Source organism: Bacillus sp. C-3-6 (assembly GCF_054509685.1).
Genome location: NZ_CM137247.1, coordinates 4,000,313 through 4,016,428, shown reverse-complemented (window position 1 = coordinate 4,016,428; position 16,116 = coordinate 4,000,313). Strand labels below are relative to the sequence as shown.

Annotated in this window: 23 protein-coding genes; 14 read left to right on the top strand and 9 right to left on the bottom strand. The window is 35.3% G+C overall.

The features are described 5' to 3' along the window. Positions 1 to 19 precede the first annotated feature (19 nt). The 10 genes from gcvPA (at position 20) to ACW0JX_RS20530 (ending at position 7,322) form a co-directional block, all read left to right on the top strand. Positions 20 to 1,363, top strand: a complete 1,344-nt coding sequence (gcvPA, locus tag ACW0JX_RS20575) for an aminomethyl-transferring glycine dehydrogenase subunit 1 (protein WP_459245038.1) — start codon at positions 20 to 22, stop codon at positions 1,361 to 1,363. Continuing rightward, positions 1,360 to 2,835 carry an aminomethyl-transferring glycine dehydrogenase subunit 2 gene (gene gcvPB / locus ACW0JX_RS20570; RefSeq protein WP_000795702.1) on the top strand — a complete coding sequence of 492 codons (1,476 nt, stop codon included), beginning with the start codon at positions 1,360 to 1,362 and terminating at the stop codon, positions 2,833 to 2,835. The genes gcvPA and gcvPB overlap by 4 nt, the downstream gene beginning before the upstream one ends. 291 nt (positions 2,836 to 3,126) lie before the next feature. Beyond that, a complete protein-coding gene (locus ACW0JX_RS20565; protein WP_000262496.1) occupies positions 3,127 to 3,330 on the top strand; it encodes a DUF3929 family protein in 204 nt (67 codons plus the stop codon). A gap of 70 nt (positions 3,331 to 3,400) precedes the next feature. Then, positions 3,401 to 3,592 (top strand): hypothetical protein, encoded by a 192-nt coding sequence (locus ACW0JX_RS20560; protein ID WP_000535933.1) that lies wholly within the window; start codon positions 3,401 to 3,403, stop codon positions 3,590 to 3,592. Between the two features lie 118 nt (positions 3,593 to 3,710). After that, a complete protein-coding gene (locus tag ACW0JX_RS20555; RefSeq protein ID WP_001021350.1) occupies positions 3,711 to 4,085 on the top strand; it encodes a GntR family transcriptional regulator in 375 nt (124 codons plus the stop codon). A gap of 5 nt (positions 4,086 to 4,090) precedes the next feature. Further along, positions 4,091 to 4,963 (top strand): ABC transporter ATP-binding protein, encoded by an 873-nt coding sequence (locus ACW0JX_RS20550; RefSeq protein WP_095690219.1) that lies wholly within the window; start codon positions 4,091 to 4,093, stop codon positions 4,961 to 4,963. Next, the gene (locus tag ACW0JX_RS20545) at positions 4,944 to 5,612 is read left to right on the top strand and encodes an ABC-2 transporter permease (RefSeq protein ID WP_001249554.1); all 669 of its coding nucleotides are present in this window, start codon (positions 4,944 to 4,946) and stop codon (positions 5,610 to 5,612) included. The genes ACW0JX_RS20550 and ACW0JX_RS20545 overlap by 20 nt, the downstream gene beginning before the upstream one ends. 14 nt (positions 5,613 to 5,626) lie before the next feature. After that, positions 5,627 to 6,259, top strand: coding sequence for an ABC-2 transporter permease (locus tag ACW0JX_RS20540; protein WP_459245037.1), 633 nt, complete (start codon positions 5,627 to 5,629; stop codon positions 6,257 to 6,259). Positions 6,260 to 6,291: 32 nt separating this feature from the next. Continuing rightward, positions 6,292 to 6,888 (top strand): ABC-2 transporter permease, encoded by a 597-nt coding sequence (locus ACW0JX_RS20535; RefSeq protein WP_141240983.1) that lies wholly within the window; start codon positions 6,292 to 6,294, stop codon positions 6,886 to 6,888. A 245-nt stretch (positions 6,889 to 7,133) separates the two neighbouring features. Continuing rightward, a complete protein-coding gene (locus tag ACW0JX_RS20530) occupies positions 7,134 to 7,322 on the top strand; it encodes a hypothetical protein (protein ID WP_088020489.1) in 189 nt (62 codons plus the stop codon). A gap of 16 nt (positions 7,323 to 7,338) precedes the next feature. Here ACW0JX_RS20530 and ACW0JX_RS20525 read toward each other — a convergent pair whose 3' ends face one another. From ACW0JX_RS20525 to ACW0JX_RS20505, 5 genes are all read right to left on the bottom strand, one after another. Further along, positions 7,339 to 7,596, bottom strand: coding sequence for a DUF3975 family protein (locus tag ACW0JX_RS20525; RefSeq protein ID WP_000265371.1), 258 nt, complete (start codon positions 7,594 to 7,596; stop codon positions 7,339 to 7,341). A 15-nt stretch (positions 7,597 to 7,611) separates the two neighbouring features. Then, positions 7,612 to 7,926: a DMT family transporter gene (locus tag ACW0JX_RS20520; RefSeq protein ID WP_046956356.1), complete on the bottom strand. Its 315-nt coding sequence runs from the start codon at positions 7,924 to 7,926 to the stop codon at positions 7,612 to 7,614. Between the two features lies 1 nt (position 7,927). Continuing rightward, positions 7,928 to 8,260: a DMT family transporter gene (locus tag ACW0JX_RS20515; RefSeq protein WP_071713565.1), complete on the bottom strand. Its 333-nt coding sequence runs from the start codon at positions 8,258 to 8,260 to the stop codon at positions 7,928 to 7,930. Between the two features lie 71 nt (positions 8,261 to 8,331). Continuing rightward, positions 8,332 to 8,913, bottom strand: coding sequence for a TetR/AcrR family transcriptional regulator (locus ACW0JX_RS20510; RefSeq protein WP_002005730.1), 582 nt, complete (start codon positions 8,911 to 8,913; stop codon positions 8,332 to 8,334). 96 nt (positions 8,914 to 9,009) lie between these two features. Continuing rightward, positions 9,010 to 9,987, bottom strand: coding sequence for a LacI family DNA-binding transcriptional regulator (locus tag ACW0JX_RS20505; protein WP_144465067.1), 978 nt, complete (start codon positions 9,985 to 9,987; stop codon positions 9,010 to 9,012). A gap of 314 nt (positions 9,988 to 10,301) precedes the next feature. Between ACW0JX_RS20505 and ACW0JX_RS20500 the strand changes: the two genes are divergently transcribed. Further along, on the top strand, positions 10,302 to 10,838 hold the full coding sequence (locus ACW0JX_RS20500) for a hypothetical protein (RefSeq protein WP_033695179.1): 537 nt from the start codon (positions 10,302 to 10,304) through the stop codon (positions 10,836 to 10,838). 40 nt (positions 10,839 to 10,878) lie between these two features. Here the strand turns inward: ACW0JX_RS20500 and ACW0JX_RS20495 are convergent, their stop codons facing one another. After that, complete coding sequence (locus ACW0JX_RS20495; RefSeq protein ID WP_000108653.1) at positions 10,879 to 11,262, bottom strand: rhodanese-like domain-containing protein; 384 nt, start codon at positions 11,260 to 11,262, stop codon at positions 10,879 to 10,881. A 170-nt stretch (positions 11,263 to 11,432) separates the two neighbouring features. Here ACW0JX_RS20495 and ACW0JX_RS20490 point away from each other — a divergent pair, with 170 nt between their 5' ends. Further along, positions 11,433 to 12,269, top strand: coding sequence for a lipoate--protein ligase family protein (locus tag ACW0JX_RS20490; protein ID WP_000514081.1), 837 nt, complete (start codon positions 11,433 to 11,435; stop codon positions 12,267 to 12,269). 28 nt (positions 12,270 to 12,297) lie between these two features. On the opposite strand, the gene ACW0JX_RS20485 is transcribed toward ACW0JX_RS20490, so the two are convergent. The 3 genes from ACW0JX_RS20485 to ACW0JX_RS20475 all read right to left on the bottom strand — a co-directional run bounded on the left by ACW0JX_RS20485 (position 12,298) and on the right by ACW0JX_RS20475 (position 14,333). Beyond that, positions 12,298 to 13,137, bottom strand: a complete 840-nt coding sequence (locus ACW0JX_RS20485; RefSeq protein ID WP_053563664.1) for a hypothetical protein — start codon at positions 13,135 to 13,137, stop codon at positions 12,298 to 12,300. 201 nt (positions 13,138 to 13,338) lie between these two features. Continuing rightward, complete coding sequence (locus ACW0JX_RS20480; protein WP_053563665.1) at positions 13,339 to 14,010, bottom strand: DUF1129 family protein; 672 nt, start codon at positions 14,008 to 14,010, stop codon at positions 13,339 to 13,341. Between the two features lie 5 nt (positions 14,011 to 14,015). After that, on the bottom strand, positions 14,016 to 14,333 hold the full coding sequence (locus ACW0JX_RS20475; RefSeq protein ID WP_000556083.1) for a PadR family transcriptional regulator: 318 nt from the start codon (positions 14,331 to 14,333) through the stop codon (positions 14,016 to 14,018). 156 nt (positions 14,334 to 14,489) lie between these two features. Here ACW0JX_RS20475 and splB point away from each other — a divergent pair, with 156 nt between their 5' ends. Together splB and mntR are read left to right on the top strand one after the other, a co-directional pair. After that, complete coding sequence (gene splB, locus ACW0JX_RS20470; protein WP_053563666.1) at positions 14,490 to 15,515, top strand: spore photoproduct lyase; 1,026 nt, start codon at positions 14,490 to 14,492, stop codon at positions 15,513 to 15,515. A 144-nt stretch (positions 15,516 to 15,659) separates the two neighbouring features. Next, on the top strand, positions 15,660 to 16,088 hold the full coding sequence (gene mntR / locus ACW0JX_RS20465) for a transcriptional regulator MntR (protein WP_001143080.1): 429 nt from the start codon (positions 15,660 to 15,662) through the stop codon (positions 16,086 to 16,088). Positions 16,089 to 16,116 lie beyond the last annotated feature (28 nt).

Below are 16,116 nucleotides of genomic sequence, written 5' to 3'. Positions count from 1 at the left end.
GGGGAGAGGGGTAGATTTCATGTTGCATCGTTATCTTCCAATGACAGAAGAAGACAAAAAAGAAATGTTACAAACGATCGGCGTTCAAACGATCGATGAATTATTCTCTGATATTCCAGAGAGTGTTCGTTTTAAAGGGGATTTAAAAATTAAAGAAGCAAAATCAGAGTCAGAGCTTTTAAAAGAGCTATCTCAAATGGCTAGTAAAAATGCTAACTTAAAAGAATACGCTTCTTTCTTAGGAGCAGGCGTATACGATCATTATGCTCCAGTAATTGTAGATCATGTTATTTCTCGCTCAGAATTTTATACAGCTTACACACCATACCAACCGGAAATTTCACAAGGGGAATTACAAGCAATCTTTGAATTCCAAACAATGATTTGTGAATTAACAGGAATGGATGTAGCAAACTCTTCTATGTATGACGGGGGTACAGCTTTAGCTGAAGCGGCAATGTTAGCAGCTGGCCATACTCGCAAAAAGAAAATTCTTGTATCTAGCGCGGTTCATCCAGAATCAAGAGCAGTACTTGAAACGTATGCAAAAGGTCAAAATCTTGAAGTTGTTGAAATTAATCATAAAGATGGTGTAACAGATTTAGACGTATTACAAAGTGAAGTAGATGATACAGTTGCTTGTGTAATCGTTCAATATCCAAACTTCTTCGGACAAGTTGAAAAATTAGCTGATATTGAAAAAATCGTTCATCAACAAAAATCATTATTTATCGTTTCTTCAAATCCATTATCATTAGGCGCATTAACACCACCAGGGAAATTTGGTGCTGATATTGTAATCGGTGATGCACAACCATTCGGTATTCCAACGCAGTTTGGTGGACCGCACTGTGGTTACTTTGCAACAACGAAAGCATTTATGCGTAAAATTCCAGGACGTCTTGTTGGACAAACTGTAGATTCAGATGGTAAACGTGGATTTGTATTAACGTTACAAGCACGTGAACAGCATATTCGCCGTGATAAAGCGACGTCTAATATTTGTTCAAACCAAGCGTTAAATGCATTAGCAGCTTCTGTTGCAATGACGGCACTTGGCAAACAAGGTGTGAAAGAAATGGCACGTCAAAACATTTCTAAAGCACAGTATGCAAAACGTCAATTTGAGGCGAAAGGCTTCACAGTAACATTTGCTGGACCATTCTTCAATGAGTTTGTTGTAGATTGCAAACGTCCAGTGAAAGAAGTAAACGATGCATTATTACAAAAGAATATTATCGGTGGTTACGATCTAGGCCGTGATTATAAAGAGCATGAAAACCATATGCTTGTAGCAGTAACTGAGCTTCGTACAAAAGAGGAAATTGACACACTTGTAAACGAAATGGGGGCTATCCAATGAAGAACCAAGACCAAGCACTTATCTTTGAAGTGAGTAAAGAAGGACGCATAGGATATAGCTTACCCAAATTAGATGTAGAAGAAGTGAAACTAGAAGATGTGTTTGAGAGCGATTATATTCGAGTAGAAGATGCAGAGCTACCAGAAGTATCTGAACTTGATATTATGCGCCACTATACAGCACTTTCAAACCGTAACCACGGTGTTGATTCTGGATTCTATCCACTTGGATCTTGTACGATGAAATATAATCCGAAAATTAATGAGAGTGTAGCTCGTTTCGCAGGATTTGCAAATATTCATCCACTGCAAGATGAAAAGACAGTACAAGGTGCAATGGAATTAATGTATGACTTACAAGAGCATTTAATTGAAATTACAGGTATGGATACTGTTACTTTACAACCAGCAGCTGGTGCACACGGAGAATGGACAGGTTTAATGTTAATTCGTGCATACCATGAAGCGAATGGTGACTTTAACCGTACGAAAGTAATTGTACCTGACTCTGCTCACGGAACGAACCCGGCATCTGCAACTGTAGCTGGTTTTGAAACAATTACAGTAAAATCAAATGAAAATGGCCTTGTTGACTTAGAAGACTTAAAACGTGTTGTAAACGAAGAAACAGCAGCACTTATGTTAACAAATCCTAATACATTAGGTCTATTCGAAGAAAATATTTTAGAAATGGCAGAAATCGTCCATAATGCAGGCGGTAAGTTATACTATGATGGTGCAAACTTAAATGCGGTATTAAGCCAAGCACGCCCAGGAGATATGGGATTTGACGTTGTGCATTTAAACCTTCATAAAACATTTACAGGTCCTCACGGCGGTGGTGGCCCAGGTTCTGGTCCAGTAGGTGTGAAAGCTGATTTAATTCCGTACTTACCAAAACCGATTTTAGAAAAAACGGAAAATGGTTATCACTTCAACTACGACCGTCCAGAAGCAATTGGTCGTGTGAAGCCATTCTATGGTAACTTCGGAATTAACGTTCGTGCATACACGTATATTCGCTCTATGGGTCCAGATGGCTTGCGTGCAGTAACTGAGTATGCTGTATTAAATGCGAACTATATGATGAGAAGATTAGCGCCATTCTACGATCTTCCATTCGATAGACATTGTAAGCATGAATTTGTATTATCAGGTCGTCGTCAAAAGAAACTTGGCGTACGTACATTAGATATTGCAAAACGTCTGCTTGATTTCGGTTACCATCCACCAACAATTTACTTCCCATTAAATGTGGAAGAATGTATTATGATTGAGCCGACAGAAACAGAATCAAAAGAAACATTAGATGGTTTCATTGATAAGATGATTCAAATCGCTAAAGAAGTAGAAGAAAATCCAGAAGTTGTACAAGAAGCACCGCATACGACAGTCATTAAACGTTTAGACGAAACGATGGCTGCACGTAAACCAGTTTTACGTTATGCAAAGCCAGCTCCTGTACAAGTTTGATTAGAATAACAAAAGGAGAACTCGCTGCGGCGGGTTCTTTTTTTGTATGGAGAATTTGTGCAGAAATAGTGAAGAAAATGTTAAAAAATTATATTTTTTGTTTCCTAATGGTGTAAAGGTGTAGTTTTATAGGTAGTTTTGTTGAAAAAGTCGGTTTGATAAAAGTATTTATTTTTGTTAGAATTTTATTGAAATTAAGAAGATGTGATGAGGCAAAAATTACTCATTTTTATGTATATGTGAAAAAACGAGCAAGACGGGGGTGAAAGTGTGGGATATCGATGTTATAGAATGGTATACCATTTAGAAAATGGAGAAACAATTAAAGATGTAAAAGAATTTTGCTATCGAGACCAAGGGAAAGTGTTAGAAAGAGTAGCAAATCGTGTAATGGATAATAGAGAAGTGACGGCGATTGATAAACAAGGAACAATCATTTCAATAGCATGTGAGGACATTGTAAAGGTGGAACTTGATTACATAACAGAAAGTTAACCTTGAGTCATATCGAATTATTCGATAAAATAAACTGTTGAATGGTGAAGTGAGAAGAGAGGAGTTTATCATGGGTAGTACAAGACACTTTTATATGTTTATCTTAGCGTTTGTTCTTGTTGTGGCATTAACGATTTACTTAATCGTTGACAGCAGCTGGTACAACACGGTTCATCCGGCATTCCTTCTGTTTATGTATATAGGAATTGCAGTAGTAAGTTTCGGAATGAGAGACGAGATGTTAGATCGCTTTGAAAAGTGATACATATACGAAAGACCAACAGGAAAATGTTGGTCTTTTTTTCTTGCCAAAAATAGGATGCTGTGTATATACTGTATATATAAGGTATATACAGTATATACACACACTGGAGGAAAACATGAATATTATTATTTCGAATTCTTCCCAAGACCCTATTTATGTGCAAATAAGAAAACAATTAAGCCAGCTTATTTTAAATGGTGGTTTAAAGGGTGGAGACCAATTACCGTCTATTCGTAGCTTAGCGAAGGAATTGCAAATTAGTGTAATTACAACGAAGCGTGCGTACGAGGAGCTTGAAAAAGAAGGATATATAGAAACTGTTGCTGGGAAGGGGACTTATGTTTCACGTAAAAATAATGAACTATTAAAAGAACAGCGGCTACGTCTATTGGAAAGTAAGGCTGAAGAAATCGTAAAAGAAAGTAAAGTGTTGCAGCTTTCACTTGAAGAATTGCAGCAGATGATTGCGTTTTTATATAAGGGGGAATGAGAGAGATGTTAGAGTTAAAAAACGTTTGTAAAAGTTATGAAGATTTTGCAGTGAAAAATATAAGTTTTGCATTACCACGAGGATATATTATGGGGTTTGTCGGACCAAATGGTGCTGGGAAAAGTACAACGATCAAAATGATTATGAATTTAATTAGAAAAGATAGCGGCGATATAAAAATTTTTGGCAAAGACAATAAGAAAGCTGAAAAGGACATAAAACAAAATATTGGTTTTGTATATGATGAAAATCATTATTACGAAGATTTAACGTGTGAACAAATGAAACGTATTATTGCACCGTTATATAAAAAGTGGGACGAAAATCAATACCAATCGTATATGCACAGATTGCAAGTTCCAAAGTATAAAAAAATTAAAGAGCTATCTAAAGGGATGAAAATGAAGTTTGCGATTGCCATCGCACTTTCACATCATGCAGAGTTTATCATTATGGATGAGCCGACAGCAGGATTAGATCCAGTTGTCCGAAGTGAATTACTTGATATGTTGCAAGAAATTGTAATGGAAGATGAAGTATCTGTATTATTCTCAACCCACATTACAACGGATTTAGAACGTATTGCAGATTATATTACGTTTATCAACGATGGAGAAATTATATTTACTGGTGAAAAAGATGAATTAATGGAGAACTACGTAATCGTTAAGGGAAGCAATGATTTATTAGATCGAGAAGGAAAAGAACTATTTGTTGGATTACGAAAAAATAAATTCGGTTTCGAAGGTTTAGCGAAGGATAAACAAGGAATTATCGATTGGTTTGGAAATGAGGTTGTACTAGAAAAGCCTACATTAGATGACATTATCGTTTACACTGCGAAAGGGAGAGGTGCTTATGCGTCAGCTCGTATATAAAGATTTGTTCTTTTTTCGGGTAATTTGGTTAGTGAATCTTGTTATGCCCCTTTTGTTCTTTATGTTAGATGCAAGTGGTGAATTGTTATTTCCAATGAGTTGTCTATTTATAACCTTTTCATCGGTTATGACGTTAACCGTTATGGATGAAAGAAATAAAAGTGACATTGTTATAAATAGTTTACCGGTAAGTCGAAAGGATATCATAATTGCTAGATATATTTCCTGTGCAATATTCATTGTTGGTGCCATTCTCTCTACGATGTTAGTTGTTTTTCTTATAAGGGGTATTGTGGTTATTAGTGATATCGGTGTATATCATCCTAATCTATACATTGAAATTCCATGGTATGAAGTCATAAATGGAGCTGTTTATGCCACATTTTTTGTTGTCACGTTTTTCCCTAGTTATTATGGTACAAAATCGAAGGTAGTAAGAAGTATAGGATCAGCAGCATCAATAGGAGTGGGTGTAATTCTTTGGATATTTATTAGTGATGGGCTGAATGAAACAACATCTTCATTCAGTGAGTGGATTATGAATCCAGTACATATTGGTGTATTTATAGTTGGAGGAATGATATTAGCTAGTGTCTATATCGTTTCTATGTTTCTTACAATTAAAATTTATGAAACGCGTGATTTATAGAGAGGAGAATTTATATGCAACAATTGATTTTGAAGGAGTTTTTCTTACAGAAGAAGATGTTTCCTTTCTATTTTTTAATACCCATTTTATCTATTTTTAAGCATTCCGTCGAACCAATGGGGATTGCAATAGGATTATTTATAACATGTAGTACGATTATATATATTTCTTTTTATTATGAAGAGAAAAGTAAAGCGGAAAAAGTATTAGTGAGCTTGCCTATAACGAGAACAGAGATAGTTATAGCTAAATATATTGCAAGTTCATTATTTATTATGGCTGGTTTGAGTGTAACTTTTATAGTCTTAATATTAGGAAATATTTCATTGGGCAGGGATATAGTCATGCCTGGATATGCAGTATTTTCAGCAATAGTAGCAACTTTAATCTATTGTGTTGTAACGATACCCGCTAATTACATTGGAGGATATAAAGCGACTTCTGTTTTGAATGTTATTATGATTTTGCCTTTAACAGGTATGATTGGCCTTATGTGTAATATTTTTGGTGATAAAACAATTATGCTAAAAGTACTCCACTCTCAAGAGGCTACACTAGCAATGAGTGTTCTTGGTATCGGAGTATTAGTAAGTATATTCATATCAATGTTCCTCTCAATGAAAATGTTTCAGGAGGCAGAGTTATAGAAGTGACATTTTCATATTAGGAGGTGTAATACATGATCAAGCAACTAATTTTAAAAGATTTCATCATTCAATGGAAATTTTTAATTTGGTACATACTGTATCCTGTTTTCTTTTATATGGCCTTAACGGATACGGAAAATCTGTTCATAATTATGTCAGTAATTATTACAATTGGGGCAACAGTAAAAACATTTGAAGCAGATAGTAAAAATGAAAGTGAAGTCATAGTAAATAGTTTCCCAATATTGAGAAAACAAATTGTGTATGCAAAATATATAGTAGCAATTATTATTCTTTTTATAAGTGTAACGGTTGGTTGTTTCACGATGGGAATGAAGAGTGGGGTTAACTTATTTGAATTTATTGAAACGACAATAGTTGCTAGTATTAGCTTTATTTTAGTGTATTTAAGTTTGGTTTTACCGCTATCCTTTTGGCTAGGGTATAAGAAAACTATTTTTATTGCGATTTTTATACTAATAGCACCTATGGCTGTTTCTTCTATTTTCTTTGGAATCAACCTAAAACAAATTCAGCTATATAACAGCTTGTTATTCATTGGTTCAATATGCATGTTCATAGCATCTATCTTCGTTTCAGTAAAAATATATGAAAAAAGAGAATTTTAAAAGGTGCCTTAAAAAAGGCACCTTCTTCAATAACGACAATACGAGAGCAGTAGTTTATAAAAAGAAACGCTATTTGGTACATCTGTCGGAGTATGTAATATAAAGCTGAAAACGATGATGAGAATAAGAAATAGGAAAAATAAAAATAGGATTTGCTTATGTATAGAATTTTGCATATTATTCACTCCTTTTTTAGGTAGTATGTCCAAAAGAAAGGAGTGTATGAAAAATTTTAGGAGGGGAGAATGATGAACAAAAGAAAATGGTTATATAGAATAGGGGTACTTTTTGTTTCAATCGGTCTCATATTAGCAAATTTTTATTTAGACATACCGTCACCGTTTCCTAATTTGCATAAAGGAATTGGTATAAGTATTGTCATAGTTGGTCTTCTTTGTCTTATTGCATCTAACTTTTATAGAAAATCTGAATGAATACGAAAAAGGACAGTTACTCTTTTTCAGAAGTACTGTCCTTTTTAAATAACTTATTCCATAGCTTGGCGATACTCCATATAATGACGATTGCAATGGAGGCAATAATTGACCAAGCAATAGATGCAATTTCAAGTGCCATGCTAGGAAGGAAGGTAAGAATGGATACTACTTTATGAAACAACCATTCTATTATATGAAAACTTATTTGTAATAGAATGACGATACCAAGTGTGATCCATGCTAATATTTTCTTTCCTTTTTCTTTCCACATGACATTCACCTCACGTTAGCTTAATAGTTTTAAGCCAACAGCGCCGCATAGAATGCAGCTTAAGAAAGCAAGACGACGCCAATCCGCTGATTCTCGGAAAATGAGAATGCCTAGAAGTGCACTTCCAGCAGTTCCGATTCCAGTCCAAATCGCGTAAGCAGTCCCCATCGGTAACGTGTTCATTGCAAGAGATAAGAAGAAGAAGCTTACGCCGAAGTTAGCGATTAAAATAACTTTTGGTGCCCAGCCTTTCTTTTCAGTGGCTACTTTCATAAAGAGTACACCAATAATTTCACAAATACCAGCTAGAATTAAAAATAACCAAGCCATTTTATGCGGCCTCCTTCGCGTCTTTTTCTTCTGTTACTCGTTTTAAACCAATTACTCCGAAGAAGATTAAACCGATTAATAAAACTTTTACGATAGAGAAAGGTTCTCCGAAGATGAAAATCTCTGTAAGAACGATTCCACCAGCTCCAATTCCTGTGAAGACTGCGTATACAGTGCCGACAGGTAAATCTTTATAAGCTCTAAATAATAAGACGAAACTAATTGTAATTAATAGAGCGACACCAGCCCATTCAAGTGGTGCCTCCGCTTTTTTTAGTCCAATCACCCAAAAGATTTCAATAATACCAGCGATGATTACATAAATCCATGCCATATGTCATTTCTCCTTCCTACCAGTCGTTAGGTAAAGGGCTTAAAAACGACGCATTGCAAAGGAGCAATCCGTCAGTTTGAAAGTCCACGCCAAAATACTTTCCAAGAAGCGTCTAAACGTGTCTCAAAACGATTTAAACCTGCGTATAATAGTTCAACCATAAGACCGTCGAGTAAGCATAGAAAAGCCTCTAAGGCGTCTTTTACTTCAATGTTATGCAGCTCATCTTGTTCGCTTGCTCTTTTAAATACAGGGAATAAAAGTTTTCCGACGTTTTCAATGTGTACATTTGCTTTATTAATAATTTGTTCGCGAAATGCATCAGGCGGAAAATAAGAAGTTCGTAACCAAAACATTGATTCTTCACTTTCACCAAAGCGTTTTGCATAGCCTTTTAATAATTTTAAAAGCAATTCTTCAGTGGACGAATTGGAAAAGCTTTCGATATCGCCTGTGAAGCTCTGCAAATCTTTTTGAAGAGCAGATTCTAAGCATATGAAATATAGCTCTTCTTTTCCTTTAAAGTGTGCGTAAATCGATGGTTTTTTAATCCCAACTTCTTGAGCAATATTTGCCAATGAAGTTCCTTCATAGCCGTAGCGTGCGAAATGAGAAAGTGCTACAGCTTTAATGCGGTTTGCTGTCATTTTCATCCCCTACCTACCGTTCGTTAGGTTCATTATATGAGATAAAAAATATAATGTCAATAGGTGAAGAGCTGAAAAAGAGCGTTATAGGTAACGCTCTTTTTAGACAGTCTCTCGCTCAATTAAATGGAATGAAAGTTCTTTTGCACTGCCGACAATTTGCTCGCTTTGGATCTGCTTATGGAATAAAGAAAAAGCATGTGAGCCCATTGCGAGACCGGGATGTTCAATTGTGGAAATTTCTAATGCCTTTGAAATTTCATGATTATCAAATCCAAGGATAGCAAGGTCTTCAGGTACTCGAATGCCATGTTTTCGAGCCTCTGTTAATAAACCAGCTGCAACTTGATCGTTCGCTGTAAAAATAGCAGTTGGACGATTTTTCATATTTAAAATACGATGGAGTATTTGTGCTCCGTCCTGCATTGTATAGCATTGGTGGAAAATCCATTCAGGATGCAACGTTTTCCCTTCGTTACGAAGGGTATCGGCGAACGCTTTTTCGCGCTCCATGGAGTTTACACTTGTTTTTCTTGCTAAACAAATTCCGATTTTTTCATGGCCTTTACTTAGTAAATAGGCAGTACCGAGACGGAAACCTTCATAATGATCTAAGTAGATGGATGAAATGAGGGGGTGCTTCATTTTTTCACATGAAATAATAGGGGCAAATTTTGCGAAAGGTTCGATTTGTTCCCAAGAGCTCGTTCGGGAGCAAATAATCATCCCATCAAATTGTTTCATTTTCATCATTTCAAGAACACGAATTTCTTCAAGGCTATCGTAATTTGTTTGGCATAAATTAATGTGATATCCAGCTAATAATGCTTCGTTACCGATTCCTTCAATAATGGTACTGAAGTAGGGGAGGTTAATGAAAGGAAGCATAACGCCAATTGTATATGTTTTCCCTCTTATTAAATGGACAGCATTTATATTTTTTGCGTAGTTTAATTCTTCAACAGCGTCTAGAACACGCTTACGCTTTTCTTCTTTTACGTAAGGGTGATTATTCAGAACACGAGAAACAGTTGATATCGATACACCAGCAGTTTTAGCAATTTGTTTTATATTGGCCATATGTATCACCTCTTTCCCTTATTATAAAGGGAAAATAATAAGAAAGAAAAAATCTTGACCTGAAAAGCTTTTCACAAACTATGGTATTAATAAGACTTCTTTTTATTCGCGTAACCTTTTCACTTGGGCGTAAGAATGATAGGGGTCTTTTTTGTTTGCAAAAAGTGTTGTCAAAATGTGTGAGAATAACGTGGAAAGTTTTCAAAGGTGGAGTTTGATGACAAAGCGAATATGAAGAGCATATCAACGCTTCGTTCGTTAAGAGAGCGGTATGAAAGGGCGGAAACAAATTGAAAAAAAGAATCATTTGTTTCGTGTTTTCTAGTTTTGTACTTAGTTCGTGTTCGTTTCAGCAAACGATGCAAGAAGAAAAACACTTTGTGGGAACAACAGGAGGAGCTATGGATCGTGTTACGGATCCTATTCCGCTAAAGGAACTTCCAAAATATTTTCCGGTGAAGTTTAAAGTTCCAACGTTTTTACCGTACGACATTACAAGTGATGTGAAGGGTGAAGTAAGAACGCTTGGGAAAAAGAACGCTGTCTTAACGATTAAATATAAACAGAAGGAGCCAGGTAGAAATGAGTATATTGAGTTAAATGTCGCGAACTTTCCTTATAGTTTTCCGGACCTTATGGAAGAGAAGCGATTTCAAGAACAAATGAAACTGAATAATGGAACGTCTGCTTATTTTAAAAATAAAGATGATTATGAACGTGGTGACGAATTTGCTACGCTTATATGGAAAGAGAAAGGAATTGAATATCAGCTGCTGTATCGGAATGTAGAAGAGAACGATGAAAAGGTAATCAAGCAGAATTTATTATACATTGCGAATAAGATGAAATGAAAAAACTAGCTGATTTATTCAGCTAGTTTTTTGTATGTTATTATTTCTTTTTAATTTTGCCTGTCCAAGATTTAAATCCACCTTGTAATTGGTAGAAATCTTTGTAGCCTTGTTTTTTTAAGTATTGCGCTGCACGACCTGTACGGAATCCGCTTTGGCAATATAAGTAAACAGGTTGATCTTGACGAAGTTCTTTATGGCGAAGGCGAATTTGTGATAACGGAATGTTACGTGCACCTAAAATATGCCCTGCGTTATATTCGTCTGCTTCACGAATATCGATAAGCTGTGCTTTACGGTAGCCAGCGCGAAATTCTTCTTCTGTAAGAGTTTTAATTAATTTTTTCTGATAGAAGTACATCCATACAGTGTAGCCGATAAATGCTACGATTACGGCTAATAAAATAATCCAAGTTGTTGACACGATTCTATCGCTCCCTTTTTTCTTATCCTACTTTCAATATTATAATGCCCATATGTATTTATGCAACAGATTCATTTGCATATAACAAGAAATTTCGTATTCTTTCACAAATTTTGTCGAATTTGGTAGACTAGAGAATGTGAAAAATAATTGGTTATATGAGGTGCAGGATGGGAAAAGAAAAATGGTGTTATATTAACTCTGGTCAATGTTCACCGGCATTTAATATGGCGTTAGATGAATGTTTGTTAAATTGGCAAAGTGAAAAGAAAATGCCACCAACAATTCGTTTTTATGAATGGGAAGTACCAACATTAACAGTTGGATATTTTCAACGTGTTGAGAAAGATATTAATATGGATGTAGTTAACGAAAAAAAATATGGATTCGTTCGTCGTCAAACAGGCGGCAGGGGTGTACTACATGACAAAGAGTTAACGTATAGTGTTATTGTGTCTGAAGATCATCCGAATATGCCGAAAACAGTTACAGAAGCATATCGTGTTATTTCGCAAGGCTTATTAGATGGTTTTAAGGCATTAGGGTTAGAAGCATATTATGCAGTTCCAAAAACAGAAGCAGATCGTGAAAATTTGAAAAATCCACGTTCAGGTGTATGTTTTGATGCACCATCTTGGTATGAAATTGTAGTGGAAGGAAGAAAAATTGCTGGTAGTGCTCAAACACGTCAAAAAGGTGTTATTTTACAGCATGGATCGATTCCATTAGAAATTGATTTAGATGAACTATATGATCTATTTTTATTCCCAAATGAACGTGTGAAGGAACGTATGAAGAGTATGTTCTCTTCTAAAGCAGTAGCAATTAATGAATTAACAGACCGTACATTTACGATAGAACAGTTAATTAAAGCGTTTGAAGTTGGCTTTGAAAAAGGATTGGATGTAGAACTTGTTCCATATGAATTAACAGAAGAACAGTTACATGAAGTTCAAACGTTAGCGAAAGAAAAGTATGAAAGTAATGAGTGGAATTATAAAAAATAAGAGATGGCAATTGCCACCTCTTATTTTTTTATAGTAAATTAAGTACTTTTTCTACTTTGATTCCTTTATCTTGTAAAGAACGAAGGCGACTTACAACGTCCATAATTTCTTTGTCAAATGTAACGCTAATACCTTGGCTTTGTAGTTCTTCTTTTAAGCTTTCAATAGAATCATCTATGTCGATGCCAAGCTCGTAATCTTGACAAACTTCAATTGTCTTTTTCACGAGTTTCACATAATTTTCTTGTAGTTTTGTATTTGTTTCAGTCAAAGCAGATTGCTTCGGTTTTGCAGGCGCAACCGGTGCAGACTCTTGCTTTGTAACTGGAGTTGGTACTGCTTTTTTCACAGGTGCTGGAGTAGATAATTCCATAGCAGCTTCTACACTTACTGGCTTCGGTGTTGGTACCGGAGTAGGTTTAGGTGCTGCAGGTGTTTCTACTCGCGTAACAGGTTTTGGAGCAGGTGTAACTGCTTTTGGCGCTTCTACAACTACTTCTTTTTTCGGAGTAGCTTCTACAACAGTTTCTTCTTGCTCAGCAGCTTCTTTATTCTCTTTGCTCCACATAACGCGTTCAATTTCTAGAGAAACATTGTTTTTGTTCATCGCTGTTAATGTAACTTTACCAACTTCAGCGTTTCCAGTGAAATCAACAATTTTATAAATAACACTCTTGTTCCAATCCACGTTTCCGCTCAAAAATAATTCTTCGTTACATTTCGGCGTTAAGCCCTCGATTTTAATTTCTGCGTTTACACCGTTTTCACTATATACCATAATTAGCGAAGCATTTACATCTTCGTCTGCTAACATTAGTTCACGTACCATTTTGCCGGTGCGTACTTGCGTTTTCTTCTTAACTGACATCTAATTTCTCCTCTCAAAAATTCAGTAATAATAAAAAAATCGTATAACGAAAAATAATTGCTCACGAAGATTTATGATACCGATAATAAAAGCATCACGTCAACAATTAACTTTAATTATTTTGCATTTTTCTTATTTTCTTTATGAAATTTTTCAATTTGTAAAATTAGACAGAAGAAAAAACAGCCTTTTGAAGGGCTGTTAAAAATTTGATTTTTTATATAGTAATTTATATAAAATAAAAAATAAGATAGCAATTAAAGCATTTTGCCAGAAATTTAGATGATAAATGAGATAAGGTTGCTTTTGGAAATAAATATTTAAGAATACAGCGGAACAAAATGGAGTAGCAAATGCGAATCCAAATAGAATTCTTCTTTTCCAATTCATTTTCTGATCAAAGGAGTAACGCTTTAATAAATATAAAAGAAATAGTATACCTAGTATAATTATTGAAACAGACAAAGTAGTTCCAAGGATGCTAAAAGGCGGACTTGATAATGTATTGTTTTTTTCAAATAGAAACATAAAAAATGAAATAATTGCATTTATGCCAAACTGTATAGCAAGAAGTAAGCTAATAGAAAATCCAATTAAAGAGGTTTTTTCTAACTTTGTTTGAGTTGGTAAAGCTGATATAAGTTCATCGCAATAAGATTGTAAATTATCTCCAAAGATGTCATAAGCGTTTTTATTTTCTGCTTGTGCTTCGATGAGGTGATCTAATATTTCTAGTAACAGTTCCTCCATTTGTTGCTCGGGTACGTTTGATATTCGAAGATATACTAACATATCACCATAAGCAGCCTCGTTTTCGGAAGTTAGAAGCTCACGTTTTTTATTATTCAATTCAATCATGTCTTGTGCATTCATCCCTATCACTCCCCCTGTAATAAGTTATTTACCGTAGTTGAAACCATTCCCCAGCTTTGTTTAAATTCTTCAAGCTGCTCTAATCCTTTATCCGTTACGTGATAATATTTTCGTTTTGGACCGAGTGAGGAGGCTTTTAATGTTCCTTCAATCAATTTTTCTTTTTGCATACGTAACAATAACGGATATATGCTTCCTTCGCTTACGAATGTAAATCCGTGTTTATTTAATTTTGTGCTCAGTTCATATCCGTACACTTCTTCTTGTGAAATGATGTATAGGATGCAACCTTCTAGTACACCTTTTAACATTTGGCTGTGCATGATTTCACCACCTTTTACTCAGGTAACTTGCGTTGCAAAGTAGCTGTTATCCAAATTATAACATTCAGTAACTTGCAACGCAAGTTACTGAAGTGGAAAACTTTAATGCGTGTTAATTTTTCAATGTTTCCCATACTAACGAGAGGAGGGAAGCGTATGAAACCATTTATGCCAAAACTCGTTTACTTTGAACCAAAGGCACTTGAATATCCGCTTGGAAAAGAGCTTTATGAGAAGTTTACGAAGATGGGATTAGAAATTCATGAAACAACATCACATAATCAAATTAGAAATTTGCCAGGAGAAAATGATTTGCAAAAGTATCGTAATGCAAAAGCTACACTTGTTGTTGGGGTGAGGAAAACGCTAAAGTTTGATACGTCAAAACCGTCAGCTGAATATGCAATTCCGCTCGCAACAGGGTGTATGGGACATTGTCATTATTGCTATTTGCAAACAACACTTGGGAGTAAGCCTTACGTTCGTGTGTATGTCAATCTTGATGAAATATTTGAGAAGGCAAAGCAATATATGGATGAAAGGGCACCTGAAATAACAAGATTTGAAGCAGCGTGTACATCAGACATTGTTGGGATTGATCATTTAACACATGCATTAAAGCGGGCGATTGAATTCATTGGAGAAAGTGAATATGGGCGCTTACGTTTCGTCACGAAATATTCGCACGTTGATCATTTATTAGATGCAAAGCATAATGGGAAAACTCGTTTCAGGTTTAGTATAAATTCACGATATGTAATTAAAAATTTTGAACCAGGGACATCGCCATTTGAGGAGCGAATTGAGGCGGCACGTAAAGTAGCAGGTGCAGGTTATCCACTTGGTTTTATAGTCGCGCCACTTTATATGCATGAAGGATGGGAAGAAGGATATCGTGAACTATTTGAGCGACTGTACAATGCGCTGAAAGATATGACGATACCAAATTTAACGTTTGAATTAATTCAGCATCGTTTTACGAAACCAGCGAAAAAGGTTATTCAAGAGCGTTATCCAAATACGAAGCTTGAAATGGATGAAGAGAAGCGAAAGTATAAATGGGGACGATATGGAATTGGGAAATATGTATATAAAAAAGATGATGCAGAAGTATTGGAGGAAACGATTCGAGGATATATTCATCACTTTTTTCCTGACGCAGAAATTCAATATTTTACATGAAAGGAACTTGTATTTGAATACAGGTTCTTTTCACTTTTGCAGATTTAGGCTCGTTTCCACCTTGTCACGTTATTCTTTCTGGTGTATCATTTTATTGATTGCTTCGTACGGAATAAGCAAAATGAAATTGGATGGAGGAAACCGATGCCTACCCCTAGTATGGAAGATTATATTGAACAAATTTATTTGTTGATTGATGAAAAGGGTTATGCCCGTGTATCTGATATTGCTGAAGCGCTTAGTGTACATCCATCCTCTGTAACAAAAATGGTACAAAAATTAGACAAAGACGAATATCTAATTTATGAAAAATATAGAGGGCTTGTATTAACATCAAAAGGTAAAAAAATCGGGGAACGTCTCGTATATCGACATGAATTGTTAGAACAGTTTATGCGCATTATCGGTGTGGATGAAAGCAAAATCTATAATGATGTAGAAGGAATTGAACATCATTTAAGTTGGGAATCAATTGACCGTATCGGTGATTTAGTACAATACTTTGAACAAGATGAGGTTCGAGTGGAAACACTTCGTGGTGTTCAAAAAGCAAATGAAGAGAAAAGTAATTAAGGGGAACGGATGGCGTTTCCTTTTTTAT